The sequence below is a fragment of the Nocardia sp. NPDC050435 genome (assembly GCF_040655395.1).
Taxonomy (GTDB): domain Bacteria; phylum Actinomycetota; class Actinomycetes; order Mycobacteriales; family Mycobacteriaceae; genus Nocardia.
Map to the genome: position 1 here is coordinate 11,858 of NZ_JBFAJW010000015.1, position 24,600 is coordinate 36,457.

Annotated in this window: 21 protein-coding genes; 10 read left to right on the forward strand and 11 right to left on the reverse strand. The window is 69.1% G+C overall.

Features of this window, described 5'->3' with window-relative positions; all coding sequences use genetic code 11:
- Positions 1-10: 10 nt before the first annotated feature.
- Positions 11-2,152: a hypothetical protein gene (locus tag AB0I43_RS35965; RefSeq protein ID WP_357433500.1), complete on the reverse strand. Its 2,142-nt coding sequence runs from the start codon at positions 2,150-2,152 to the stop codon at positions 11-13.
- 316 nt (positions 2,153-2,468) lie between these two features.
- Between AB0I43_RS35965 and AB0I43_RS35970 the strand changes: the two genes are divergently transcribed.
- The gene (locus AB0I43_RS35970) at positions 2,469-3,563 is read left to right on the forward strand and encodes a glycosyltransferase (RefSeq protein WP_356978807.1); all 1,095 of its coding nucleotides are present in this window, start codon (positions 2,469-2,471) and stop codon (positions 3,561-3,563) included.
- Positions 3,550-4,692: a dTDP-4-amino-4,6-dideoxygalactose transaminase gene (gene rffA / locus AB0I43_RS35975; RefSeq protein ID WP_356978805.1), complete on the forward strand. Its 1,143-nt coding sequence runs from the start codon at positions 3,550-3,552 to the stop codon at positions 4,690-4,692. Before AB0I43_RS35970 ends, rffA begins: the two co-directional genes overlap by 14 nt.
- On the opposite strand, the gene AB0I43_RS35980 is transcribed toward rffA, so the two are convergent.
- The 6 genes from AB0I43_RS35980 to AB0I43_RS36005 form a co-directional block, all read right to left on the reverse strand.
- Entirely contained in the window at positions 4,689-5,288 is a 600-nt protein-coding gene (locus AB0I43_RS35980; protein ID WP_356978803.1) for a methyltransferase domain-containing protein, read from the reverse strand. The two genes, rffA and AB0I43_RS35980, sit on opposite strands and share 4 nt — an antisense overlap.
- Before the next feature lie 130 nt (positions 5,289-5,418).
- Positions 5,419-5,940, reverse strand: coding sequence for a L,D-transpeptidase (locus AB0I43_RS35985; RefSeq protein ID WP_356978801.1), 522 nt, complete (start codon positions 5,938-5,940; stop codon positions 5,419-5,421).
- 198 nt (positions 5,941-6,138) lie between these two features.
- Positions 6,139-6,591 (reverse strand): GtrA family protein, encoded by a 453-nt coding sequence (locus tag AB0I43_RS35990; RefSeq protein ID WP_356978799.1) that lies wholly within the window; start codon positions 6,589-6,591, stop codon positions 6,139-6,141.
- Positions 6,592-6,604: 13 nt separating this feature from the next.
- The gene (locus tag AB0I43_RS35995) at positions 6,605-8,827 is read right to left on the reverse strand and encodes a hypothetical protein (protein ID WP_357433472.1); all 2,223 of its coding nucleotides are present in this window, start codon (positions 8,825-8,827) and stop codon (positions 6,605-6,607) included.
- 52 nt (positions 8,828-8,879) lie between these two features.
- Positions 8,880-11,837 (reverse strand): AMP-binding protein, encoded by a 2,958-nt coding sequence (locus AB0I43_RS36000; RefSeq protein ID WP_356978795.1) that lies wholly within the window; start codon positions 11,835-11,837, stop codon positions 8,880-8,882.
- A gap of 157 nt (positions 11,838-11,994) precedes the next feature.
- Positions 11,995-12,780, reverse strand: a complete 786-nt coding sequence (locus tag AB0I43_RS36005; RefSeq protein ID WP_356978793.1) for a hypothetical protein — start codon at positions 12,778-12,780, stop codon at positions 11,995-11,997.
- An 845-nt stretch (positions 12,781-13,625) separates the two neighbouring features.
- On the opposite strand from AB0I43_RS36005, the gene AB0I43_RS36010 reads away from it, so the two are divergent.
- The 7 genes from AB0I43_RS36010 to ilvA all read left to right on the forward strand — a co-directional run bounded on the left by AB0I43_RS36010 (position 13,626) and on the right by ilvA (position 20,530).
- Entirely contained in the window at positions 13,626-15,032 is a 1,407-nt protein-coding gene (locus AB0I43_RS36010) for a family 2B encapsulin nanocompartment shell protein (protein WP_356978791.1), read from the forward strand.
- Between the two features lie 73 nt (positions 15,033-15,105).
- Positions 15,106-15,972: a geranyl diphosphate 2-C-methyltransferase gene (locus AB0I43_RS36015; RefSeq protein WP_356978789.1), complete on the forward strand. Its 867-nt coding sequence runs from the start codon at positions 15,106-15,108 to the stop codon at positions 15,970-15,972.
- Positions 15,969-16,526, forward strand: coding sequence for an isopentenyl-diphosphate Delta-isomerase (idi, locus tag AB0I43_RS36020; protein ID WP_356978787.1), 558 nt, complete (start codon positions 15,969-15,971; stop codon positions 16,524-16,526). Before AB0I43_RS36015 ends, idi begins: the two co-directional genes overlap by 4 nt.
- 271 nt (positions 16,527-16,797) lie before the next feature.
- Positions 16,798-17,145 carry a hypothetical protein gene (locus AB0I43_RS36025; protein ID WP_356978785.1) on the forward strand — a complete coding sequence of 116 codons (348 nt, stop codon included), beginning with the start codon at positions 16,798-16,800 and terminating at the stop codon, positions 17,143-17,145.
- Positions 17,146-17,281: 136 nt separating this feature from the next.
- Positions 17,282-18,454 (forward strand): serine hydrolase domain-containing protein, encoded by a 1,173-nt coding sequence (locus tag AB0I43_RS36030; protein ID WP_356978783.1) that lies wholly within the window; start codon positions 17,282-17,284, stop codon positions 18,452-18,454.
- Positions 18,455-18,478: 24 nt separating this feature from the next.
- Positions 18,479-19,180 carry an HAD family hydrolase gene (locus tag AB0I43_RS36035; protein WP_356978781.1) on the forward strand — a complete coding sequence of 234 codons (702 nt, stop codon included), beginning with the start codon at positions 18,479-18,481 and terminating at the stop codon, positions 19,178-19,180.
- A gap of 120 nt (positions 19,181-19,300) precedes the next feature.
- The gene (gene ilvA / locus AB0I43_RS36040; RefSeq protein WP_356978779.1) at positions 19,301-20,530 is read left to right on the forward strand and encodes a threonine ammonia-lyase; all 1,230 of its coding nucleotides are present in this window, start codon (positions 19,301-19,303) and stop codon (positions 20,528-20,530) included.
- A 49-nt stretch (positions 20,531-20,579) separates the two neighbouring features.
- Here ilvA and AB0I43_RS36045 read toward each other — a convergent pair whose 3' ends face one another.
- Genes AB0I43_RS36045 through AB0I43_RS36060 form a run of 4 tightly spaced genes read right to left on the reverse strand, consistent with a single transcriptional unit; the run spans position 20,580 to position 23,795 of the window.
- A complete protein-coding gene (locus AB0I43_RS36045) occupies positions 20,580-21,548 on the reverse strand; it encodes an ABC transporter substrate-binding protein (protein WP_356978777.1) in 969 nt (322 codons plus the stop codon).
- Positions 21,549-21,576: 28 nt separating this feature from the next.
- On the reverse strand, positions 21,577-22,581 hold the full coding sequence (locus AB0I43_RS36050) for an ABC transporter permease (protein WP_356978775.1): 1,005 nt from the start codon (positions 22,579-22,581) through the stop codon (positions 21,577-21,579).
- A gap of 17 nt (positions 22,582-22,598) precedes the next feature.
- Positions 22,599-23,414, reverse strand: a complete 816-nt coding sequence (locus AB0I43_RS36055; protein ID WP_356978773.1) for an ATP-binding cassette domain-containing protein — start codon at positions 23,412-23,414, stop codon at positions 22,599-22,601.
- A gap of 57 nt (positions 23,415-23,471) precedes the next feature.
- Positions 23,472-23,795, reverse strand: coding sequence for a multidrug efflux SMR transporter (locus AB0I43_RS36060; protein ID WP_356978770.1), 324 nt, complete (start codon positions 23,793-23,795; stop codon positions 23,472-23,474).
- 116 nt (positions 23,796-23,911) lie between these two features.
- Here AB0I43_RS36060 and AB0I43_RS36065 point away from each other — a divergent pair, with 116 nt between their 5' ends.
- Positions 23,912-24,595: a hypothetical protein gene (locus tag AB0I43_RS36065; RefSeq protein WP_356978768.1), complete on the forward strand. Its 684-nt coding sequence runs from the start codon at positions 23,912-23,914 to the stop codon at positions 24,593-24,595.
- Positions 24,596-24,600 lie beyond the last annotated feature (5 nt).

Here is a 24,600-nt window from a genome sequence, read left to right on the forward strand (position 1 = left end):
GACCGAAAACTTACCCGACGGTCGCCGCGGCCCGATCGGGCTCCTGCCGTTCCCGGCGGCGCTGCCGGACGTACATCCACTGCAGCACGCCCGCCCCGGCCACGCCGGCCAGCGCGCACAGCGCGCCGATCTTCCAGCCCGGCGGCCGCCAGGTCAGCACCAGCTCGGCGCCCCGGGTGCCCGGCGGCAGGTCCACGGCGACAAAGGATTTCGCGACCACCGAGATCGGTACCGGACGGCCGTCCAGGGTGGCGCGGTAGCCGGGCCAGCCCAATCGCGCGAACACGATGCGCGCGCCCTCGGGCGCTTCGACCCGGACCCGGCTGGTGGTGGCGGTCTCGGAGACCGAGCGCGCGGAACCGGCCGACATGTCGGCGACGCGGCCGTTCTGCGTGGAGATCGGGCCGTCCACGCGTTCGAGCACCCAGATGTATTTCTCGTGACCGGGGTAATCGGCCCACTTCCAGCCCGCGGGCGCGGGCTGATCGCGGGCGTCGGGGAACAGCGCGCGTTGCAGCACCACCCGGTCCAGCTTCATCAGGTCGACCAGCGGCCGGCCGGTGGTCTGCTCCGGCGCGAACAGCCGGCGATAGGCGTCCGGGCAGACGCTCGAGTCCCAGCGCATGCACAGCAGCTCACCGAAATAGAAGTGCCCGGTCGGGGTGTAGCCGTTGACGTAGCTCAGATCCAGTGACTTGGCGTAGTTGCCGAACACCAGTGAGGCGTAGGCGCCGTCGAGGCTCTTGTCACCGGGCTGCACCAGGCCGCGTTCGGAGAGCTGGATGGTGTTGCCCGGGAAATCGGGGAACGCGGCCTTGGCCTCGGACCGGTTGGTCGGATAGTTGTAGGACATCGGCGTCGGCTGCGCGGCCTCCACCTGCCAGAACGCGATCGGGAACATGGCCGCGATCGCCAGCGCGCACACCGCGACCGCGTTCTTCCGCAGCCCCAGCCACACCGCGCCCGCCACCAGCGCGGCCACCAGCGCCACCGCCAGCACGTGCCGGACCACATTGTGCGGATCGGCGGAGAACGAGCGCAGCCACAGGGCCGCGATCAGCACGGCGGCCGCGATCGCGCGGGTCCGCAGGCTCGCCAGGGTGCCGTAGCGCGAGACCAGCACGCATACCAGCACCAGCAGGCCGATCGCCAGCATCGGCAGCACCCGCACCGGCCAGCGCAGCGGCCCGATCGTGCCCGGCCCCGCACTCCACATCAGCATCATCAGCGCGAACAGCGCCACCGCCGACAGTTCGCGCCAGGACTCCCGGGCCCGCCGCCAATCGATGAAGGCCAGCGCCGGAATCAGGAACCAGGCGATATAGGTGACCGGCAGCGGCTGCACATACCCCCACCAGGAGGTGAACGCGGGCAGCGTGCTGGGCAGGCTGGCGTTCAGCGACTCCGACCACGGAATGGTCAGGAACTGGTCGTTGATGATCGCCGAGGTGCCGCGCCAGGTCACCTTCGCCGAGAGGATGCTGGGCAGGAAGGTCAGCAGGCCGGCCAGGCCCGCGCAGCCCGCCGCCGCGACCAGCTTCGGCACGTTCACCCATTTGCGCTGGTACAGGATCTCGCCGACGGCGACCGCGGCCAGCATCAGCACCGCTTCCACCGCCGGGAAGATGTACTGGGTGCTGATCGTCAGATAGAGGAAGACGAAAACCGGGATCGGGCCCGAGTTTCCGCGCACATAGCGCACCGCCGACGCCCACGCGTGCACCATCCACGCCGTCCCGGTCAGCGCGGTCATCCAGCTGGCCTGGTCGAAGAACAGGAAGAACCCGGAGAGCGGGAACGCCACGCCCGCCACCGCCGACCACCACGGCTTCGCGCCGTACACCAGGCAGATCCGGTAGACGCCGAGCGCGGCGATGATCGAGAAGATCAGTTTCACGACGGTGGCGTACAGCGCCATGTTGTCCACCGACGGCGCGATCAGATCGATCAGCAGCTGCGGCGGGTTGAACAGGCCCGCGTCGTCCATCATGTTGTTGCCCGACATCCACCGTTCGGGCACCAGCACCGGGAACTCGCCCTTGCGCAGCGATTCACCCAGTCCGATCCACAACCCGGTGTACTGGGATTCGGTGTCGTCGGTATAGAAGTGGCGGGCATTGGCCAGCAGCACCGCGAAATAGCCGAGCACCACCCCGAGCGCGGTGAGCAGACCCCAGCGGAAGACCGCACCGCGCAGGAAATCCCAGCGCGCGGCGGCGGGCGGCGCCTCGGGAGCGTCCGGCTCGGGGGCGGTAACGCGTTCCTCCGAAGCCGATGCCACTGCACTGTCTGTCACGAGTTCCGTACCCTACCCGCTCGGCTCGGGCCGCTCCCACCGCGCGGACGAGTGCGGGTGCTGAGCGCCGAAAGCACCGAACGCGCACCGTGTTAGAGTTCGGCCGCTCGGTCTCTACTCTCAGGCCAAGGAGTACCGGCACGCACCGATAGCGAAAGTCGAAATCACGCAGATGCCGATTCCCCCCGCACGCTCGAACACCGCCACGACCGATGGCAATGGCGGCCGCCCGGGTACGGATCGGCCGCACACGGTCTCGGTGGTCGTGCCGATCTACCGCGGCGAGCACACCATCGGCGATCTGGTCGCCGAACTGCACCGGATGACGGCCCCCAGCGCCAGCCCCGCCGGCACGTCCTATGTCATCGACGAGATCGTGCTCGTGCACGACCACGGCCCGGACCACTCCGACGTAGTGCTCCAGCAGCTGGAACAGACCTATCCCGAGGTCCGCGTCATCTGGCTCAGCCGCAACTACGGCCAGGACGCCGCGACCATCGCGGGCATGTCGGCCGCGCGCGCCGACTGGATCGTCACCATGGACGAGGACGGCCAGCACGATCCCGCCGCCATCGGCGCGTTCCTGGACGCGGCGCTGCGCGAACGCGCCGACCTGGTCTACTCCAAGCCGAGCAACACCCGCCCGCACGGCTTCCTGCGCAACATCACCTCGCGCGGCGCGAAGATCGTGCTGGCCACGGTGTTCGCCTTCCCGGATTCCACCCGTTTCGAGAGCTACCGGCTGATCCGCGGCGACATCGGCCGCCAGCTCGCCGGGGTCGCCTCCAACGGCGTGTACCTGGACGTGGCGCTGACCTGGGTGGTCGGCACCGTCGCCCAGGTGCCGGTGTCGTTGCGCGCCGAAGGTCGCGAGGAGTCCGGCTACAACTACCGTCGGCTGTTCTCGCTGTTCTGGAAGATGGTGCTGTGCAGCGGGACCCGTGGTCTGCGCGTGGTCAGCCTGCTCGGGGTCACATTGGCGCTGATCGGCGTCGCGCTGGCCGCCGTCTTCGCCTACGAGGCGCTCACCAGAGACAACTACGCCCCCGAGGGCTGGACCTCGCTCATGGTGGTGCTGCTGCTGGTGTCCGGAGCGATCCTGTTCTCCCTCGGCCTGATCGCCGAGTACCTCGGGGTGGCCCTGCACGTGCTGGTAGGCAAACCGCTGTATCTGACGGTAGATTCGCCGACACCGCGTCCCGCCGAGACCGCGCGGGATTTGTCCAGCACCGTCGCCAGTAGGGGGACCGATCGTGTCGAGCACTGACCGCGTCATCTTCAGCCGGCCCTACCGCGCGCGCCGGGAACTGGCCAATCTGGAGGCGGTGCTCGCCTCCGACCACAGCCACGGCGACGGCCGGTTCACCGCCGCCGCCACCGCGAAGCTCAAGGCGATCACCGCGGCGCCGCACGCGCTGCTCACCACCTCCTGCACCTCCGCGCTGGAAATGGCCGGACTGCTGCTGGAACTCGGGCCCGACGACGAAGTGATCGTGCCCAGCTTCGCCTTCACCTCCACCGCGACCTCGATGGCGCTGCGCGGGGCGACCTGTGTATTCGCCGACATCGATGTGAGCACCGGCAATCTGGACCCGGCCTCGGTGGCGGCCGCGGTGACCCCGCGCACCAAGGCGGTCGTGGTCATCCACTACGGCGGCGTCGCCGCCGACATGTCCGGTCTGCTGGCCGTCGCGAACACGCACGGCCTGGCCATCGTCGAGGACAACGCGCACGGCCTGGGCGGCAGCTGGCAGGGCCGCAAGCTCGGCACCATCGGCACCCTGGGCACGCTCAGCTTCCACGACACCAAGAACGTGCACTGCGGTGAGGGCGGCGCGCTGCTGCTCACCGACGAGATCCTGATGGCGCGCGCGGAGATCATCCGGGAGAAGGGCACCGACCGGGCCCGGTTCCTGCGCGGCGCGGTCGACAAATACTCCTGGCAGGACATCGGATCCAGCTATCTGCCCAGCGAATTGAACGCGGCGGTGCTGGACGCGCAGCTCGAGGAATTCGACGCCATCCAGGCCGGGCGGCACCGGGTGTGGAACGCCTACGCCGCCGCCCTGCCCGACTGGGCCGCGCGCAACGACGTCCGCCTGATGACGGTGCCCGCCGACCGCGAGCACACCGCGCACCTGTACTACCTGCGCACCCCCACCGAGGCGCGCCGCGACGACCTGATCACGCATCTGCGCGAGCGCGGCATCGTGGCGCCGTTCCACTACGTGCCGCTGGATTCCAGCCCGGCCGGGCTGAAGCTGGGCCGCACGCCCGTGCCGTGCACCGGCAGCGCCGAGTTCTCCTCGACCGTGGTGCGGTTGCCGCTGTGGCCGGATCTGGCCGACGCGCAGATCGGGCGCGTGGTCGAGGCCGTCACCGCGTTCGCGGTCTAGGCCGAGAGCACGTAGAGCTTCTCGCGGCCGCCGGCGATCACTTCGCTGTGCACCACCCTGGACTCGTAGCGGGCGAAGAATTCGTCGAGGGTGCGTTCGGTGAAACGATGCTCCTGTGCGCCCGTGCCCGCGTTGGTGAACCGCTGGCCGATCGCCGCGAGTACGCGATTGTCGCTGGTGGCCAGGTTGCGGATCGGTTCGGCGATGATCACCTGCGTGCCCGCCGCGGCCAGCATGCGATCCAGCACGGCCGCCGGGTCGGGCAGGAAGTGGTAGAGACTGGCCTGCATGAGCACGTATTCGGCTTCGGGCAGCACGGCCTCGGAGTGCACGTTCCACACCATGCCGCGCCCGCCCGCCTTGTCCAGCTCGGCGATGAACCCGTCGTTGAGATCGAGCCCGGTGTAGTCGACGGACTGGCCGCGCAGATACCGGGTGTAGAGCGTGGCGGGGCCGCAGCACACGTCCAGCACGCTGGCCCCGGCCGGGATCCGGGCCGCGACCGCGCGATAGCGCGCGGCGTAATACCGGCCGTACAGACCGCGCATCAGCACCTCGTAGAGGGTGCGGTTGCGGTAGATGAGGCTGGTACTCACTAGGTAACCCCTGGACAGTCGTCGAACATCGGCGGCATCGGTGACAACTATGCCAGGTGAATCCAATTGGTCCGCACCGAGATCCGGCCCGCTCGAATCTCGAGGCGGGCCGGATCAGGCGTGCGGTGGATTATTCGACGACTTCGATGACGTCGCCCGGGTCCACGTGGTTGAACAGGCGCTCGGCGCCGTCGGGCGTCATCCGGATGCAGCCGTGCGACTGCTCCTCGATCGGCCCGATGTGGGTGGCGATGTCACCGTTGAAGAACACCGCCCACTCCATGGGGGCGTTGTGCATGGTGCTCCAGTGGAACGGCTTCTTGAACGCCACCTTGAACACCCCGGGCGGGGTCTCGTAGCCGGGGCGGCCGTGCGAGATCGGCGTGGGACCGTAGGTCACCCGGCCGTCCTCCATCAACCAGGCCTGATTCTGCGACTTGCTCATGCAGACCCGGGCGCCCGCGGCGGTGCACGGCGCGAAGACCGGAGGGGGTGGCGGGGGCGGGATCAGGGCCGGTGCGCCCGGGACATCGGGGCCGCCGGGCCAGAGTGGATCGGCGTGCGCCGTGGGCGCCGACAGCACGGCGGCCGCGGCGATGCCCGCTAGCAGGGCGTATCCGGCCGATGCTCTTCGTACACGGTTGCTGCTCATCACGCCGACCTCCTGGCTCAGCCGCCGGGTCCGCACCGCAAGCGGCATCTATGGCGGTTCGGGGACCCTGAGACGACCCCTGACGCCGGGTTGATCGAAACAGTCGAGATGTTGTCGATCCTTACCGACGCCAGGTTGAGCGGTCAACGCCTCTTACGAGTGCGTAATCGTTCTGTTGCCGTGTCGCTGCGGCCGATATCAGGCCGGGTCTGCTTCGGCGACCGGCTTGCGGCGGAACGAGATGTGCCGGTGACCGAAGTAGCTCGCGATCGCGACCAAACCCATCACCCCCACCGCCGCGGGAATGTCGGGCAGGTGCAGCACCGAGACGGCCAGTTGCAGCAGCACCATGTTCATCAGCAGGCCACCGGAATTCACGCCGCAGAAGGCGAGGAAATCGCGCAGCACCTGCCCGCGCACCCGAAACACCAGGAACCGGTGCAGCACGAAGGCGATGACGATGCTCACCGCGTAGGCCGCGGCGGGCGCGAGCGCGGCCGGCACCCGATCGCCGAACACCTTCAGCCACATCACCGTCAGCGCCATGCCCATGCCGGTGTTCACCATGCCGACCATCGCGAACGCGATCTCCTGGCGTCGCACCAGCCGCAGCAGTGGGCCCGGATCGGGCGCTGTCGCGATCGTGTTCACGGCTCTACTCATATCATCCCGCGTTCGCGAGTTCGGGCTCGGAGGGGTCGGGAGACTTCGGGTCGGGCGTGCGGCGGCGCTTGCCGCGCTGGTAGATGTATTGCAGCAGGGCGATATCGAGGAGGGCGAACAGGGCGGCGCCCGCACCGATCGGCCAGCCCGGCGGGCTCCAGGACAGCACCAGTTCGGCGTCGGTGGTGCCCGGGGGAATCCGGATGGCGGCAAAGGTTTTGCCGACCATGTCGACCGGGACCTCGGAGCCGTTCAGCGTCGCCGTGTAACCGGGCCAGGCCAGCCGCGCGAAGATCACCTGGCCGCCGGCGGCCGAGCTGACCCGCGCGCGACTCTCGGTGTCGGACTCCGATTCCGAGGTGGCGGTGGCGCCGGAGACGGTGGCGATGCGGCCGTTCCGCGTGGAGATCAGGCCGTCGACGCGTTCGAGGACGTCGATGTATTTCTCGTGGCCGGGGTAGTCGACCCATTTCCAGCCGGTCGGGGCGGGCTGGTTGCGGGCGTCCGGGTAGAGCGCCTTGTGCAGGACCACGCGGTCGACCTTCATCAGGTCGACGATGGTCTTGCCGGTGCTGGGCTCGGTCGCGAACGCGCGACGGTAGGCGTCGGGGCAGACGCTGGTGTCCCAGAGCATGCACAGCGTCTCACCGAACCAGAAGTGCCCGTTCGGGGTGTAGCCGCTGACGTAGGTTTTCTCCAGGTTCTTGGCGTAGTTGCCGAACACCAGCGACCCGTAGGCGCCGTCGAGCGTGCGCTCCTCCGGCGGGATCAGCGCCCGGTCCCCCAGTTGCATTGTGGTGCCCGGGAATTCGGGGAAGGCGGCCTTCATCTCGGAGCGGTTCTCGGGCAGATTCCAGCCCAGCGGCGTCGGCTGGGCGTGCTGCACCTGCCAGAACGCGATCGGCAGGACCGAGACCAGCACCAGCACCGCCGCCGCGGCCGCACCGCGTTCGCGCCCCAGCCACACCGCGCCCGCGCCCAGCCCCAGCACCACGAGCACCGCGGCCAGATGCCAGCCCATCTCGTTCGGCGCGGCGGAATAGGAACGCACCCACAGCAAGCCGACCAGCAGCGCCGCCGCCACGGCGCGATTGCGCCACTGCCGGACGGTCGCGAACCGGCCCAGCAGCACGCACACCACGACCAGCAGGCCCAGCGCCACCATCGGCAGCACCCGCCCCGGCCAGCGCAGCGGGCCGATGGTGCCCGGGCCCGCGGTCCAGAACAGCACCAGCGCGGCGAACAGCACCGGCGCGGTGAGCTCACGGACGTGCTCGCGCGCCTTGCCCCAATCGATGAACGCCAGACCCGGAATCAGGAACCAGGCGATGTAGACCACCGGCATCGGCTGCACGTAACCCCACCAGGAGGTGAAGGCGGGCAGCGTGCTCGGCAGGCTCGCGTTCAGCGACTCCGACCACGGCACGGCGAGCAACTGGTCGTTGTTGATCTGCGCGGTCCCGCGCCAGGTCGCCTTCGCCGACAGCGCGCTCGGCAGATAGGTGGCCAGCCCGGCCAGCGCCGCGCACGCCGCGACCGTGGCCAGCCGCAGCGAGGGCAGCCACTGCCTCTGATAGATCCACTCCCCGAGCAGCACCGCCCCGATCATGATCGCGGCCTCGACCGCCGGGAAGATGTACTGCACCGAGATGCACAGATAGAGGAAGACGAACGTCGGGATCGGGCCGCTGCGGCCGCGCGCGTACCGCACGCCCGACGCCCACGCGTGCGTCAGCCACGCGGTGCCGGCGAGCGCGGTCCACCAGCTCGCCGAATCGAAGAACAGCATCCAGCCGGTGAAGGGCATGCAGACGCCGGCCACGGACGCCCACGGCGCGGCGGCGCCGTACACCAGGCACACGCGATAGACGCCGAGCGCCAGGATGATCGCGTACACCAGTTTCACCAGCGTGGCGTAGACCGCGAGATTCGGCATGGACGGCGCGAGCAGATCGATCAGCAGCTGCGGCGGATTGAGCAGCCCCGCTTCCTCGATGGTGTAGTTACCCGCCATCCAATGCTCGGGCACCATGGTGGGCAGCTGACCTTCGCGCAACCGGCGGCCCAGCATCACCCACAGCGGGGCGTACTGGGATTCGGTGTCGTCGGTGTAGAAATGCCGGACATTGGCCAGCAGCACCGCGAGATAGCCCGCGACGACGCCGAGCGCGGTGATACCGCCCCATTTGTTCACGGCTCGCGCAGCGCGAGTTCCACTGTCCACCACGAGTTCCAGACCCTACACGGCGCACCTGTGTTTGTACTCGCGCCGCTCGCTAACCTCCGTCGGCGCCGAGCAGGCGCTCCGCGTCGGCCTCGGCCAGGATCTCGTAGGCCTCGGATTCCCGGTTGTACCACCAGGTGTCCGGCCCCGGGCGCGGGCCGCCGGCGGCCTGCACCGCACGCGTGGAAGGCCGATAGGAGGAGCTGCGGGCGATGTCGTCGACGACGTAGACGACATCGGGCCGCTGCGCCGGATCGAGCGCGCGCAGCGCCTCGGTGACGTCCTTGGGTTCCAGGCGCATACCCGCGCGCACGCTCACCGCGGCCACCGCCAGGCAGCTGCCGCCGGTGTGCAGGCCGTAGGCGACCTCCATGTCGACGGGCGTGATGTCGTTGAGCACGTCCACGATCGGCTGGGTGTAGACCGGGCCGCGGTCGGTCAGGATCACCGTGTCCTTGCGGTCGACCAGCCAGTAGTCGCCCTCGCTGTCGCGCCGGAACAGGTTCTCGGTCGGCATCCAGGAATCGCCTGGGCCGAACACCCCGCGCAGCCCGCCCGCCGAGATGTCCACGCCCTCGGAGGCTTTGCCGAGCAGCAGGCCCACCTCGTTGTCGGCGCAGCGGCGCGCGAAACCGGATTCGTCGTTCAGGATGCGCCCGGTCGCCGGATCGTAGGCGACGAGTTCGACCTTGGCGGTGCCCGGCACCGGACGGCCCTTGCAGCCGGCCTTGGCGCCGGTGACGTTGGCCAGCACCACATCACCCTCGATCGAGGCGTAGAACTCGAGCACGCGGGCCGGTGCGAACTGCTCGGTGGTGCGCCGCCACAGGCCCGCGGGCATGCCGGAACCGATGAACAGGCGGATCGGATGGGTGTGCCCGACCGGGAACACGCCCGCGTCCAGGATGTCGCGCAGCATGGTCCAGGTGTAGGTCACCACGGTGACGCCGTAGCGGTGCACCTCCTCGGCGAAGCGCGCCGGATCCAGCGAGCGGGCCAGCGCGATCCGGCTGCCGCCCGCGATGGCGCCGCCCAGGCTGACCAGCAAACCGGACGAATGGTGCAGCGGCGCAAGGCAGTACACGGTGTCGCGGCGGTCCAGGTCGGCCGCGCTGGCGGTGCCGAACGCCGAGAGCGCCCAGCGGTGGTTGCTGATGTACTTGGTTTCCAGGCGATCACCGGTGCCGGTGACGAGCACGAACGCGAGTTCGCGCGCCAAACCGGGATCGGGCCGGTACCAGCCGGGCAGCCGCACCCGCGCCGGATCGATCTGCTCCAGATCCACCACCTGATCCCCGACCGGCAGCTCCAGCGTGCGCGCGTCGCCGCCGCCCAGCACCAGGACGCGCAGGCCGGTGGCGGCGGCCTGGCGCAGATTCTCCGGATCCGCGACCAGCGTGGAGATCCCGGTGAGCTCGACGGCGCGCTCGACCTCGCTGCCCGGCGCCAGCAGCACGCCCACCGCGCCGATCCGCGACAGCGCCGCGACCGTGGCCAGCGCGCTGGGCCTGGTCTCCATCAGCACGCCGACCCGCGCCGCCGGCCGGATGCCGACCGAGACGAGCCCGCGCACCACGTTGTCGATGCGGGCGTTGACCGCCGCGTTGGTGTGCATGCGATCGTCGAACAGGAAGCATTCGCGCTGCGGCGCGCGGCGCGCCTGCTCGGCGAGCAGGCGGCCCAGCGAGATCCGGGTGTTCGGCTGGATCATGCCCAGGCGGGTCAGCCGGGGCAGCGCCCGCGCCGCCTCACCGGCCAGCTCGATGGAGCCGCGCACCGTGTTGCCGGCGATGCCCTCCACCGCCTTGCCCATGCCCGCACCGGCCTCGGCGAGGCTGGCGGCGGCGTGCACCACGCGGGTGGCGGCGCCGCGCGGGCCGGTGCTCGGCACGTGCTCGTTCATCCGGAAGATCTCCGCCGGCAGCGGCCGGTCGCGGTCCAGCCAATCGATCCACTGCCGCACCAGCGGCCAGGTGTGGTTGGTCGCGGTACTGCCCGCGACCAGGCCGAAGTGCCCGGCCACCAGCGTCGCCTCGTAGACCTCGGCGTTGGGCGCGGCCCGCACGATGCCGCGCACCGCGGCGGGCTGGCCGATGTCGTCGACCTCGCCGACGAACGCCAGGATCGGGCACTTGAGCTCGGCCAGCGAGATCGGCTGATCGCGGATCACGAAGCCGCCCAGCATCATCCGGTTGTGCACCACGAACTGGCGGAGCAGGTCGGCGGCCGCCGGGCCGGCGTAGCCGACCCAGCCGTCGCTGTTGAGGAAGCGGCGCTGCCGCTCCTTGGGCAGCAGCGCCTCGCGGTCGTGCAGCTGGCGCAGGAAATCGACGCGGGCCTTGGCGGTCTTGACCGGGTCCAGCATCTGGAAGCCGAGCCGGACCATCGAGTCGGTGATCGGCAGCCGGGTGACGACGTGGTCGGCCAGGAAATCGGCGACCTCGCGCACCAGGCCGTAGGGCAGCCCGAAGGGCATGCCCGCGACCACGTCGACGGGGCTGCCGAAGGTGACGATGCTGGCCACGCCCTTGCCGTAGCGGTAGGCCGCGGTCTGGTAGGCGAACATGCCGCCCTGCGAGTAGCCCATCAGGTGCACGCTGGAGCCGGTGGCCTCGGCCACGGTGTCGATGGCGCTGCTCACCGCCAGCACGTGGTCGGCGAGGTCGCGCTGCCAGCCGCCCTCCTCGGCGGCGGGCGAGCCGAAGTCGACCACCCAGCAGTCGACGCCGCCGCGGTGCAGGATCCCGACGGCGCCGTCCTCGGCGTTCACGTCCCAGATGTCGGCGTTCACCATCAGCGGCGGGACCAGCAGCGCGACCGGGCGGCCCGGCGCGGCGTCGGCGGGGAAATAGCGGCGCAGGCGATACATCCGGCGCCGCTCGACCACGTCGAACGGCGAGGATTCGACGTCGTGGGTGAGCCCGCCGAAGCGAATCACCTCGAGACCGTTCTGCGCGGTCGCCAGCAACCGCTGCATCGATCCCACCACGTCCTTCGCACTGAATTTCACGATCGCTCCTGGCCCTACCCTGCACGCGTGCCACGCCCTGCGGCGTGACGCACCGGAAGGAACACCCTTCCGGCCCCCGAGACGCACGCCGTCTCTGTTGTCACGAGCTTCCCATATCGGGTGGCGCCCATGGGGCGGCTGTGACAGGTTGCATCACTCAGTGCCGCATCACATTGGCGTACATGCTCTCGAACGGCTGCGGGCTCACGCTCAGGTCGCCGCGGAACGGATAGTCCATCGCCGCGATCAGGAACAGCATGGTGCCGAGAAAGAAGGCGAACAGGCCGCCGAGCAGCAGATGCGCGCCGCGTTTGAGACTGAACAGGCACAGCAGCGCGATATTGATCGCCGCGCCGACCAGGATGACCCACCACAGCACGTCGGGGATGCCGCCCTGGCTGGCGTTGATCCGGTGCCGCCGGTCGGAGTCGAAGGCGGCGAACTGCTCGATCGTCGCCGCGTGCACGATCTCCTGGGCCGGGGTGCTGGGCTGGAACGCCAGCAGGTGTTCCTGGAATCGGGTGACCAGCGCCGTGCCGCCCATCGGTTCCTCGCCCGCGCGCAGGGTAGGAAAGACGACGGCGAGCACGTCCTCGGTGTAGTCGACGAGGTCGCGCTGCAGCACCAGGCGTTCCGGTTCGGGGTAGGCGGCAACCTCCCGGTAAAGCGTGCCGACGGCGGCGGCCTCGTCGGCTATCAAACTTTGAGCATGATCGTTGGACTCATAGGTCGCGGCCGCGATCAGGCCGAGCAGCAAACCGTAGAAGACGCCACCGACGGTGAGCACCATGATGACCATGTCGTTGTTGCCCGGTTCCGGCCCGAAGATCCGTAGCACGGTGGGTCGAACCAGCACGATGCCGGTGCAGGTCAGTACGACCGGTACGCCGGTCATGATCACGAACACCAGCCAGATGGGCAGCCCGTAGATCCATGTGAACATGAGCGGCAACAATAGCTATCAGTTGGCAACTGAGTTGGCTTCGCCACGAGGCACTCTGGTCCGTTACCGGTCGGCAACTCGATCGAAGACGTTTCGTTACCATCCGAATTCGATCTCGGCAATCTTCGAATTCCGCTGCGTACCTGCGGGTTCCCGCTCTATATTTCATGCCGTTCACAAGCCCTGCCGCGTAGATCGGCCGCACCGTCGCCGATCCCGCAGGCCGTAGCCGGTCTGCCGTTCGACGTGAACCAGCGCAGCTCAGCACCGACCGATGGCATCCGCTCCAGCCCTGGAGCGTGCTCCGAGCCGCGCGACCGCAACGAATTGCTCAGTGGAGGATCATGTTTCGAGTGAGCCGCGCAAGCGGCGCCGAGTACCGACTATCGACGACCCACCGTCGAGGGATGCCCCGATCCTCGGCAGCGCGCAGTCACCGCTGCCGATCGGGGCGAGCCAGTGGCTGGCACCTATCCAGCGCATCCTGGGCCGCCGATCAGGATGCTTCCGTACCGCACGCCCGGAATGTCCGTCCCAGCGCGACATTCCGGGCGTGCGGTTTTTTGTGTCACCGGCATTCCCCGGATTCCCCGCCAGAATTTTTCGCATCGTAAGCGTGTCGTTACCATCCGAAATCCGATCCCCCCATTGCGCACAATCCGCTGCCGGACCGAGGTCCTTTCACTACTATCGACAGCGTCTGAAACGCTTTGCCGCGTAACTAAATTCGCTCCCCCCGGTTGACCTCCGCAGGCTTCCCGCCTGCCTCTTCGTTGTGCCCGACGACAGCGTCGTAAACAAACCGCCCGCGTTCAGCGCGGAGATTTGTCGAGATGAGGACACGCATGACCATCGAAGACATCCCCACCCGCACCGAAGAACAGCGAAAGAGCCTCAGTACGGCGGCCGCCCGCCAGTTGGCGACCACCACCAAATCCGTCCCCCAGATGCAGGCCATCAGTTCCCGGTGGCTCACCCGCTCGCTGCCCTGGGTCCAGGTCAACGGCGGTACCTACCGGGTCAACCGCCGCCTGACCTACACCGTCGGCGACGGCGTGGTGACCTTCGCCATCAACGGCGGCTCGGCCCGCGTGATTCCGCTGGAACTGCAGGAAATGCACCAACTGCGCGGATTCAGTGACGAAGACGCGCTCGGCGAACTCGCCAACCGCTTCGAGCAGCAGGATCTCGACGCCGGCACGGTGATCGCCGAATTCGGCAACCCCATGGACCAGGTCGTGCTGATCGTGCACGGCAAAGTCAGCAAATTCGGCACCGGCCAATACGGCGAGCAGACCCGCCTCGGCCAGCTCGCCGACGGCGATTTCTTCGGCGACGAAACACTCACCGAATCCTCGGCCATCTGGCCGGAAACGATCAAAACCGTCACGCCCACCACGGTGCTCACGCTCTCGCGCACCGCCCTGGAGCAGGTCCTCGAGCGCGTGCCCGAATTGCGCGAGCATCTCGAACAGGTGGCCGCGCAACCCGAACGGGCACAGAACCGGCACGGCGAGGCCGAGATCGAGATCGCCTCCGGGCACGCGGGTGAGCCGGCGCTGCTGGGCACGTACGTCGACTACGACGTCGCGCCGCGCGAGTACGAGCTCAGCCTGGCCCAGAGCGTGCTGCGCGTGCACTCCCGCGTCGCGGACCTGTTCAACGACCCGATGAACCAGGTCGAACAGCAGTTGCGGCTCACCGTCGAAGCGCTCTACGAACGCCGCGAATACGAACTGGTCAACAACCCCGACTTCGGCCTGCTGCACAACTGCGACCTCAAACAGCGGATCTATCCGGAGGCCGGCCCCCCGACGCCGGACGACATGGACGAACTGCTCAGCATGCGGCGCAGCACGAAACTGTTTCTGGCGCACCCGAAGGCGATCGCCGCCTTCAGCCGCGAATGCAACAAGCGCGGCCTCTATCCGGACCCGGTCGAGGTCAACGGGCATCGCGTCCCGGCTTGGCGCGGCGTGCCGATCTTCCCCTGCGGCAAGATCCCGGTCAGCGACACCCAGACCACCTCCATCCTCGCCATGCGCACCGGCGAGAAGGAACAGGGCGTGATCGGGTTGCACCAGACCGGAATTCCCGACGAGTACGAGCCCAGCCTGAACGTGCGCTTCAAGGGCATCGACGACCAGTCGCTCATCTCCTACCTGGTGAGCTGCTACTTCTCCGCGGCGGTCCTGGTTCCCGACGCCCTGGGCATGCTGGACAACGTCCTGGTTGCCCGGCAGGCCGACTGAGCCCGCACAGACTCCTTCGGCCCCGCGGGGCCGGGGAAGCGTTACCAAGTTGCACGAGAGAGGATGATCCAGAATGACCATGCTCGATCCTGATGCGGTGCTACGTACCCGGTACCAGAAGTCCGTCGCGGAGTACTGGAACAACAACCCGAACGACGATCGGGTCAACACCAAACTCGGCGAGGTGGACGGGCTCTACCACCACCACTACGGCATCGGCGAGCCCGATCTGTCGGTGCTGGAGGGCCCGGAGGAGACCAGGCAGCAACGCCTCGTCACCGAACTGCACCGCCTCGAGACCGCGCAAGCCGAATTCCTGCTCGACCACCTCGGCGACGTGCGCCCCGGCGACCGGCTGCTCGACGGCGGGTCCGGCCGCGGCGGCACCAGTTTCATGGCCAATCAGCGGTTCGGCTGCCAGGTGGACGGCGTCACGATTTCCCAGTACCAGGTGGATTTCGCCAACGCCCAAGCGGTCGAACGCGGTGTCTCGGACAAGGTGAAGTTCCACTTCCGGAACATGCTCGACACCGGATTCGAGTCGGGGTCGCGCCGCAGTATCTGGACCAACGAAACCACCATGTACGTCGACCTTTTCGAGCTGTTCGCGGAGTTCTCGCGGCTGCTCGAGCCCGGCGGGCGCTATGTCTGCATCACCGGGTGCTCCAACGACGTCACCGGCGGGCGTTCGTCCTCGGTCAGCTGGATCGACGCGCACTACGGCTGCATGATCCATCCGCGCGGCGAGTACTTCCGCGCGCTGGCCGCGAACAACCTGGTGCCGATCGACGTCGTCGACCTCACCGCGGCCACGATCCCCTACTGGGATCTGCGGACGCACTCCGAGCTCGCGACGGGTGTGGAGAAACCCTTCCTGACCGCCTACCGGGAGGGGAGCTTCCAGTACCTGATGATCGCCGCCGATAAGGTAGGTCGGTGAGTGATCACCAGGAGCAACCGCTGACCGACCGCGAAGCCCTGCCCGTCGAGCTGGTGGACGAGGCCGGGCGCGCGGTCGGCGCGTGCCCGGTGGCCGAGGCGCATGCCGCGCCCGGCCGCCTGCACCGCGCCTTCTCGGTGCTCCTGTTCGACGAGGCCGGACGCGTGCTGTTGCAGCAGCGCGCCGCGGTGAAGACCCGGTTCCCGCTGCTGTGGGCCAACACCTGCTGCGGGCATCCCGCCCCCGGCGAGCCGGTGACGGCCGCGGCCGCGGTGCGGCTGGCCGAGGAGCTCGGGCTCGCGACGCCGCTCACCGAGGTCGGCGAGTTCGTCTACCAGGCACAGGATCCGGCGACCGGCCGGGTCGAGTACGAGTGGGATCACGTGCTGGTCGGCACGCTGTCCGCGGGCGAGCCGCGGCCGGATCCGGCGGAGGTCGCGGCGTTCGAGTGGGTGCCGGCCGAGGTCGCGCAGACCGCGATGGCCGAGCACCCGGACCGGTACACGCCGTGGCTGGGGCCGGTGCTCAAGATCGCCACCGAAGCCCGGCGCTGATCTTCTCCTCGAAGCTGTTCTGAAATCTCTGGATTCAGCTAATCCGGGGCACCCTCTGGGTGGCAATTCTCATGCTCAGATTCGCATATCTAGATGGTGGGATGTCTGTAACAACTGCACAGGCCGGTGCGACAACCCCAATGTCCGCCCCAGGTAGGAAGCTCAGATGTGATCGAAACCTTGGGCAATTCACAGGTATGACACAGCGTCCCGCCAGCCGCGTAGCGGATTGTTGAGGGCGTACCGAAATTTGCCGTAAGCGAGGTGTGCGATGGTCGAAGTCGAAATCTCCGACGACAGGGTGAAGTTCCACGTGCTGGGTGGACACCGCCTGCTGGCGCTGCGCGACGAGGTCACCCTGGATGTGTCCGCGATCAAGGAGGTGCGCATCGCCGAGGTGGATCTGCGTCCGCCGTGGATCCGCACGCCCGGCGCCTTCTTCCCCGGCGCGATCGCGGCCGGCACCTTCCGCGGGAAGGGCCGGAAAGAGTTCTGGGACACCAATTTCAAGGGTTCCGCCATCCGGATCGATCTGGACGGGCCGGGCTACACCCGCCTGGTCGTCGACGTGGCCGATCCCGACGCCGCGCTGGCCGAATTGATGGCCGTCGCCGCCTGAGCACCACTCCCCCGCTGCCCGGTCTCGTTCGCGAGGCCGGGCTTTTTCGTGGGTCCCGGCCCCGCGCAGCCGGTTCGGACCGCCCGAACGACGCTGATTTACGCTGTACGGGAGACACGGGAAGGGCTGATCGACGATGACCGACATTCCGACCAAGCAGTTCGTGGACCGCCGCTACGTGCGGCTGGTAGCCGAATTCGACCGGCTGTTCCGCAAACCCGAGGACGGGGGCGGCGCGCTCACGGTGTACCAGCACGGCGAGCCCGTCGTCGACGTGTGGGCCGGTATCGCGCGCCCCGGGCAGCCGTGGCAGCACGACACCGTCGCCATGGCGTACTCCACCGGCAAGGGCGTCGCCTCGACGCTGCTGCACCGCCTCGCCGAACGCGGTCTGGTGCAGTACGACTCGCCCGTCGCCGACTACTGGCCGGAATTCGCGGCCGCCGGCAAGGAGCGCATCACCGTGCGCGACCTGCTCACCCATCGGGCCGGGCTGCACCGGCTGCGCGGCCTGCTGCCCGGCCCCGCCGAGGGATTCCTCGACGACCCGGCGGTGACCGCCGCCCTCGCCGCCGCCGCGCCCGACCCGCGGCACGCCGTCACCAGCGGCTATCACGGCATCACCTACGGGCACCTGGTCGCCGAGCTGATCCGGCGGGTCTCCGGCTCGAAGTTCACCGAACTGCTGCGCAGCGAGATCGCGGAACCGCTCGGGGCCGAGGAACTCTGGTTCCGGGTGCCCGACGGCGAGCGGCACCGCATCGCGCCCAACTTCCCGCGCCTGACCGTCGCCGGCATGGACTGGGATCGCAGCAGCGCGCTGCTCGGCCGCACCCGATTCAGCGCGGCCGCCGACACCACCCCGGCCGGATTCGCCGACCTGGTCTCCGATCCGCGCCTGCACGATTCGGTGATGCCCGGCGTCAACGGTGTCTTCTCCGCGCGCGCCCTGGCTCGGCTCTACGGCGCGCTGGCCAACGGTGGGGAACTCGACAGCTACCGGCTGCTGCGGCCCGAGACCATCGAAAAGGCCCGGGAGCGGCAGGTTTTCACGCCCGACTACGTGCTGGCGTTCCGGATTCCCTGGGGGTTGGGCTATCACGGCGTTCCGATGAAACCGTCCAAGGCCGATCCGATCTCCGCCTTCGGGCACTTCGGGCTCGGCGGCTCCGGCGCCTTCGCCGATCCCGCCACCGGCATGTCGCTCGGGTTCGTCACCAACCGCCTCGGTGGCAAGCTGACGCCGCTCGGTGATGCGCGGCTGGCCCGGCTCGGGACGATCGCGCACAACATCGCCAAACAGGGGTAGCCCGCGCGGACGTAGGGTCGTGGGGTGACGGTGCGGGGTTTGCTGTGGGATGTCGACGACACGCTGTTCGATTACTCGGGATCGGACCGGGCGGGCGTGTTGCGGCATCTCGAGGCGGAGGGGCTGCTGGCCGAGCACGGCGGGGCCGACCGCGCGGTCGAGCGCTGGCAAGCGGTGATGGAGGCGGAATTCGCGCGGTTTCTGGCCGGTGAAGTGGACATCTTCGAGCATCGGCGCTGCCGGGCCCGGGTGTTCCTCGGCACCGAGCTCTCCGACGCGGAGGCCGACGCCTGGTTCGGCCGGTACATCGCGCACTACCAGGATTCCTGGACCCTGTTCCCGGACGCGGCGGCGAGCCTCACCGCGCTCGCGCCGCTGACCCGCCAGGCGGTGCTCTCGAATTCGTCGGTGGTCAATCAGGAGCGCAAGCTGCGGACCCTCGGTATCCGCGAGCATTTCGAAGCGGTCCTGTGCGCCGACGAGATCGGCCACGCCAAACCCGCCGCCGCCGCGTTCCACGCCGCCTGCGCCGCCCTCGATCTCCCGCCGGGCGCGGTCGCCTACGTCGGCGATCGGCTCGACGTCGACGCCCTCGGCGCCCGGGACGCCGGCCTGACCGCCATCTGGCTCGACCGCGCCGCCACCGGTATCGATCTGCCCACCGGCGTGCTCCGCGTCACGAGCCTGGCCGAGCTGCCGGAGCTACTGCGGCAACTCGGCTCCTGAACAATCGCGGGGCTCGGGCGCATCAGCGACGCGCGACCAGAGGGCCTCGCCCGGAATCCCGGCAGCGGTGTGGCTGCCAGGTGGCCGAGTCGTGGGACGAATCAGGGTGCGGGTGGCAGCATGTGCGGCATGGAGTTGCTCGGGCTGGCGGAAATCGAGGCGGCGGCGGCGAAGTTGGCGCCGGTGATGCGGCGGACGCCGATGGTGGCGTCGCGGGTGTTGTCGGAGCGGGTGGGGGGTGAGGTGTTTCTGAAGTGCGAGAACCTGCAGCGAACCGGGTCGTTCAAGCCGCGCGGGGCCTACAACCGGATCGCGAACCTGCCCGAGGGGGATCGCGGGCGCGGGGTGGTGGCGGCCAGCGCGGGTAATCACGCGCAAGGGGTGGCCTGGGCGGCCAGTTCGCTCGGTATCGAATCGACGGTGTTCATGCCCGTGGGCGCCTCGATCCCGAAGCTCGCGGCGACCAAAGCCTACGGGGCGCAAGTACGCCAGATCGGGGAGACGATCGACGAGGCACTGGAGGCGGCCCAGGATTTCGCGATGCGGACCGGGGCGACGCTGATCCACCCGTTCGATCATCCGGACATCGTGGCCGGGCAGGCGACGGTGGCGCAGGAGATCCTGGAGCAACTGCCCGAGGTGGGCACGGTGCTGGTGCCGACCGGCGGCGGCGGCCTGCTGGCGGGCATCGCGATCGCGCTGCACCATCTGGCGCCGGACGTGCGGGTGGTCGGCGTGCAGGCGGCCGAGGCCGCGGCCTGGCCGGATTCGCTGAGCACCGGCAAACCGGTGCGGGTGGCCCGGATGTCGACGATGGCCGACGGCATCGCGGTGGGCCTGCCCGGTGAGGTGCCGTTCGCGCACGTCGCCGCGCACGGTCCGGGCATCGTGACGGTCGACGAGGAGGCGCTGTCCAAGGCACTGCTGCTGTGCCTGGAGCGCGCCAAGCTGATCGTCGAGCCCGCGGGCGCGGCGGCGGTGGCGGCGCTGATGAGCTGCACCCCGGCGGAATTGGGGCTGCGCGGCCCGGTGTGCGCGGTGCTGTCCGGCGGCAATATCGACCCGCTGCTGCTGACCCGGCTGATCGGGCACGGGCTCTCCGCCGCGGGCCGCTACCTCGAGCTGCGGATCACGATCTCCGACCTGCCCGGGGCGCTGAGCAGCCTGCTGACGGTGGTCGGCAAGACCGGGGCCAGCGTGGTCGACGTCGCGCACTCCCGGACCGGAACCTGGTTGGCCGTCAACGAGGTCGAGGTCTCGCTGACGCTCGAGACCCGCGGCCCGGACCATCGGGGCGCGGTCCTCGACGCCCTGGTGAACGCGGAATACACCGTGCGCGTGGAGGATTAGCTCCGCGAGAGGCCGTGCGGCTTCCGGACGGAAGCCGCACGGTCACCCCTCAGCACTTGCGCTTGTAGAAGTACCTGGCGTTGGCGTCCAGGTCGGTCTGGGTGATCGCGACCATGTCGGTGCGCAGCGTGCGCGTCACCGGCTTGCCCTCGATCGCGGCGACCGCCTGCTCGACGCCCTGCGCGCCGATGCCGCCCGGATCCTGGGCGATCAGCGCCTGGACCGTCCCGGCTTTCAGGTCTTCGACCTGTTTGGGGCTGGCGTCGAACCCGACGAGCTTCACCTGGCCGAGCTTTCCCGCGTTGCGCAGGCCGGTGGCGGCGCCTTCGGCCGAACTCAGGTTGGTGGCGAAGATGCCGGCCAGATCGGGGTGGGCGGCGAGGGTGGCGGTGACGATGGAGGCGGCCTGCGCGGCCTCGTTGTTGTTGTACTGCACGCCGAGCGAGGTGATGCCGGGGAACGCCTTGACCGCAGCTTCGAAACCCTGGGCGCGGGCGTCGGTGGTGGAGGTGCCGGCCTTGGTGTTGATCACCAGGACCGGGCCCTTGTCGCCGATCAGCTGGGCCAGGGTGCGCGCGGCGAGCTCGCCGCCCTTCGTGTTGTCGGAGGCGATGGAGGACTGGGCCACCGAGGTGTCGTCGAGGGCGGTGTCCACTTCGACGATCTTGATCCCGGCGTCGCGCGCCTGCTTCATCGGGCTGGCCATGGCGGTGGCGTGCGTCGGGGCGATCAGGATGCCGCCCGGCTTGTTCGAGACCACGCCGCTGAGGATCGGAGTCTGCTGTGCCGCGTCGAATTCCGTCGGCGCCTGGGTGTCGAGCCGGTAGCCGAGCTCTTTCGCCTTCGCCTCGGCGCCGCACTGCATGGAGATGTAGAACGGTTCGTCGGCGACGCCGGGGATGAGCACCAGCTTCTTGCTGTCGCCACCGCCACCCGAATCACCCACGTTCCCGGTGCAACCCACGACCAGCACGCCCGCGATCAGCGCACCGATCACCGCTCCGACTCGTTTCCCCATCTCCGGACCTCCTTGTTGCTACGGACCCCTACTTCCGGTTCCGCGCCCGGCGCCGCGCCTGGTCGAACCAGACCGCCGCCACGAGAACCACACTGACCGCGATCGGCTGCCAGAACACCGGCACGCCCGCGATCACGAAACCCTTCTTCAGCACCGACGGGATGAACACCCCGATCACCGTGCCCAGCACGGAACCGACCCCGCCGAAAAGACTGGTGCCGCCGATGACCACCCCGGCGATGGCGTCCAGATTGTCGGTGGTGTGGCCGCCGATCGTGGTGGTGCCGAAGTACGCCAGATTCATGAAACCCGCCAGCCCGGCCAGCATTCCGGTCATCAGGTAGACCAGCACCAGATGCCGGGTGACGGCGATGCCGGAGCACCGCGCCGCCTCCGCGCTGGATCCGATCGCGTAGGTGTAGCGGCCGAACCGGGTGGTGTGCAGCAGGATCGCCGCGCACACGGTCACCACGGTCGCGACGAGCACCAGGTTCGGCACGCCGCCGAGCGAGGTGCCGAAGCCCAGAGTGTTGCGGAGTTTGTCCGGGACGGTACGGGTGTCGACGCCGCCGGTGATCAGCTGAGCCGCGCCGAGCGCCGCACCGAAGGAGCCGAGCGTGACGATCAGCGGCGGAATCTTGGCCTTGGCCACCAGGAATCCGTTCAGCAGGCCCCACAGTCCGCCGCCCACGACGGCACCCGCGAAGCCGAGCCCGATGATGCCCCAGCCCGCCCCGGTGGCGTCCTCGTCCGGGCTCAGCCCCTCCATGGTCTTGGCGCCGATCACCCCGGCGAAGATCAGCACCATCCCGACCGAGAGATCGATGCCCGAGGTGATGATGACGAAGGTCATGCCGACCGAAAGCACCAGCAGCACCGAGGTTTCGATCAGCAGGGTCTGGAAGGTGAAGCGGGTCGGGAAGGCATCGGGGCGCAGCACGCTGAACACCACGCACAGCCCGACCAGCACCACGCCGATCCAGACCGTGCTCGCCCCCGAGAGTCGTTGCAGGACAGTTTGTTCCCTCAGCACTAGGCGATCCTCGGCACTCACTCGGCCTCCTCCTGCGACAGCGCGCCCGTCATCGCGGCGACCAGCTGCTCCAGGGTGGCCTCGGCGGCGGTGAACCGGGCCACCCGCTTGCCCAGGCGCAGCACCTCGATCCGGTCGGCCACGGCCAGCACCTCCGGCATGTTGTGGCTGATCAGCACCACGGCGATGCCTTCGTCGCGCACCCGGCGGACGACCTCGAGCACGCGTTCGCGCTGCACGACGCCGAGCGCGGCGGTCGGCTCGTCCATGAACACGACCTTGCTGGCCCACATGACCGCCCGCGCCACCGCGACGCTCTGGCGCTGCCCGCCCGACAGCGCGCCGATCGGTACGTCGGTGCGCTGCAAGGTCACGCCGAGCCTCTGGAAATGCTCCACCGCGCGGCTGCGCATCGCGGCCTTGTCGAGCATGCCGAGCCGGCCCGGCAGGCCGCGGCGCAGCAGTTCGCGCCCGAGGAACAGGTTGGCCGCGGGGTCCAGGTCGGGGGCGACCGCGAGATCCTGGTAGACGGTTTCGATTCCGAGTTTGCGCGCGGCGGTCGGGGTGGTCAGCTGGACCGGCGCGCCGTCGAGCAGGATGGTGCCGCCGCCGGGTTGCTCGGCGCCCGAAAGACATTTCACCAGAGTTGATTTGCCCGCGCCGTTATCCCCGATCAGCGCGACGACTTCACCGGCGCCGACCTGAAAGTTGGCGCCGCGCAGGGCTTCCACACCGCCGTAGTGCTTGATCAGCCCGCGGGCTTCCAGCACGGCGGCCTCGCCGCCCGCGCCGGGTGGCGGTGGTGAACTCTGCTGGCCAAACGACCAGTCCATCGCCCGATCCTACGATCACCCGCTCCCCCGCCGGGCGGATTCATCGAAACTGGATTCTCAGTGCGCCCCACCCAGTTCCAGCGCCAGCACGCCCAGGATCACCAATCCGATACCGCCGACCTGGACCAGTGTGAGCCGTTCGCCCAGGAACAGCGCGCCGATGGCGGCGACCGCCGCCACCCCGATAGCCGACCAGATGCCATACGCGACACCGAGATTCATTCCGCGCTTGAGCGCCTGGGACAGGAAGTAGAACGCCGCACCGTAGCCGATCACCACGATGATCGAGGGCACCAGCTTGGTGAAACCCTCGGACAGCTTCAGCGACACGGTCGCGGTGATCTCGGAGGCGATGGCCAGCGCCAGCAGCAGCAGGGTCATCTCCGCAGGATAGCGGCCCGGCCGCGCTCTACCCGGTGTGGTAGCGGACCATAAGGAAGCCGAAAGCGGGTGGGCGCATCCTGGTCCGGAGGAGAGGACGCGCGGGAGGGGTTGTCGTGGAAGTGATGTTCCTGGGTTTCGCCGCGGCGATGATCGCGGGGTTCGTGGTGTTGCTGGCCGTCGTGGTGCCGGCCCAGCTGCGGGCCGAGCGCCGGCGGCGGGAGGCGCGGCGGGCGTGGGCCTGGCAGCACGGGTGGCACTACGAGGAGCGGCCGCGGGTGGCGTGGACCGGGCGGATGCCGGGGCGCAACGCGCGCGGGGTGCGCTGGATGATGACCGGGCGGATCGGGCAGCGCTGGGTCAGCGTCGCCGATTACTACTACGAGAGTTCGTCCGGGGATTCGACGTCCACCCACAACTATGTCGCGGTGGTGGTGCAGCTGGAGCGTCCGCTGCCGTGGGTGGGCGTCGCCGCGCGAGGCGCGTTCTCCCAGCTGGGGCGCTCCCTGTTCGGCGACAAGCCCACCGCGACCGGGCATCCGGGCTTCGACAGCCGGTTCCGGGTCGAGGCGGCCGAGCCGCGCTGGGCGCACGAACTGATCGGCCGGCCCCTGATCGAAGCGCATCTCGCGAACGCGGTGCCGTGCTGGAGTGTGGCGGGCAACCAATTGCTCGCGCACTACAGCGGCAAGCTCGGCGCACCCGAGCTGATGGGACGCTACGCCGATCCCCTGCTGCGGGTGGCCGACCTGCTGGGCCAGGGCGTCGAGCCGTGGGTCACGGTCCCGCCGCCCCGGTAGCGCGC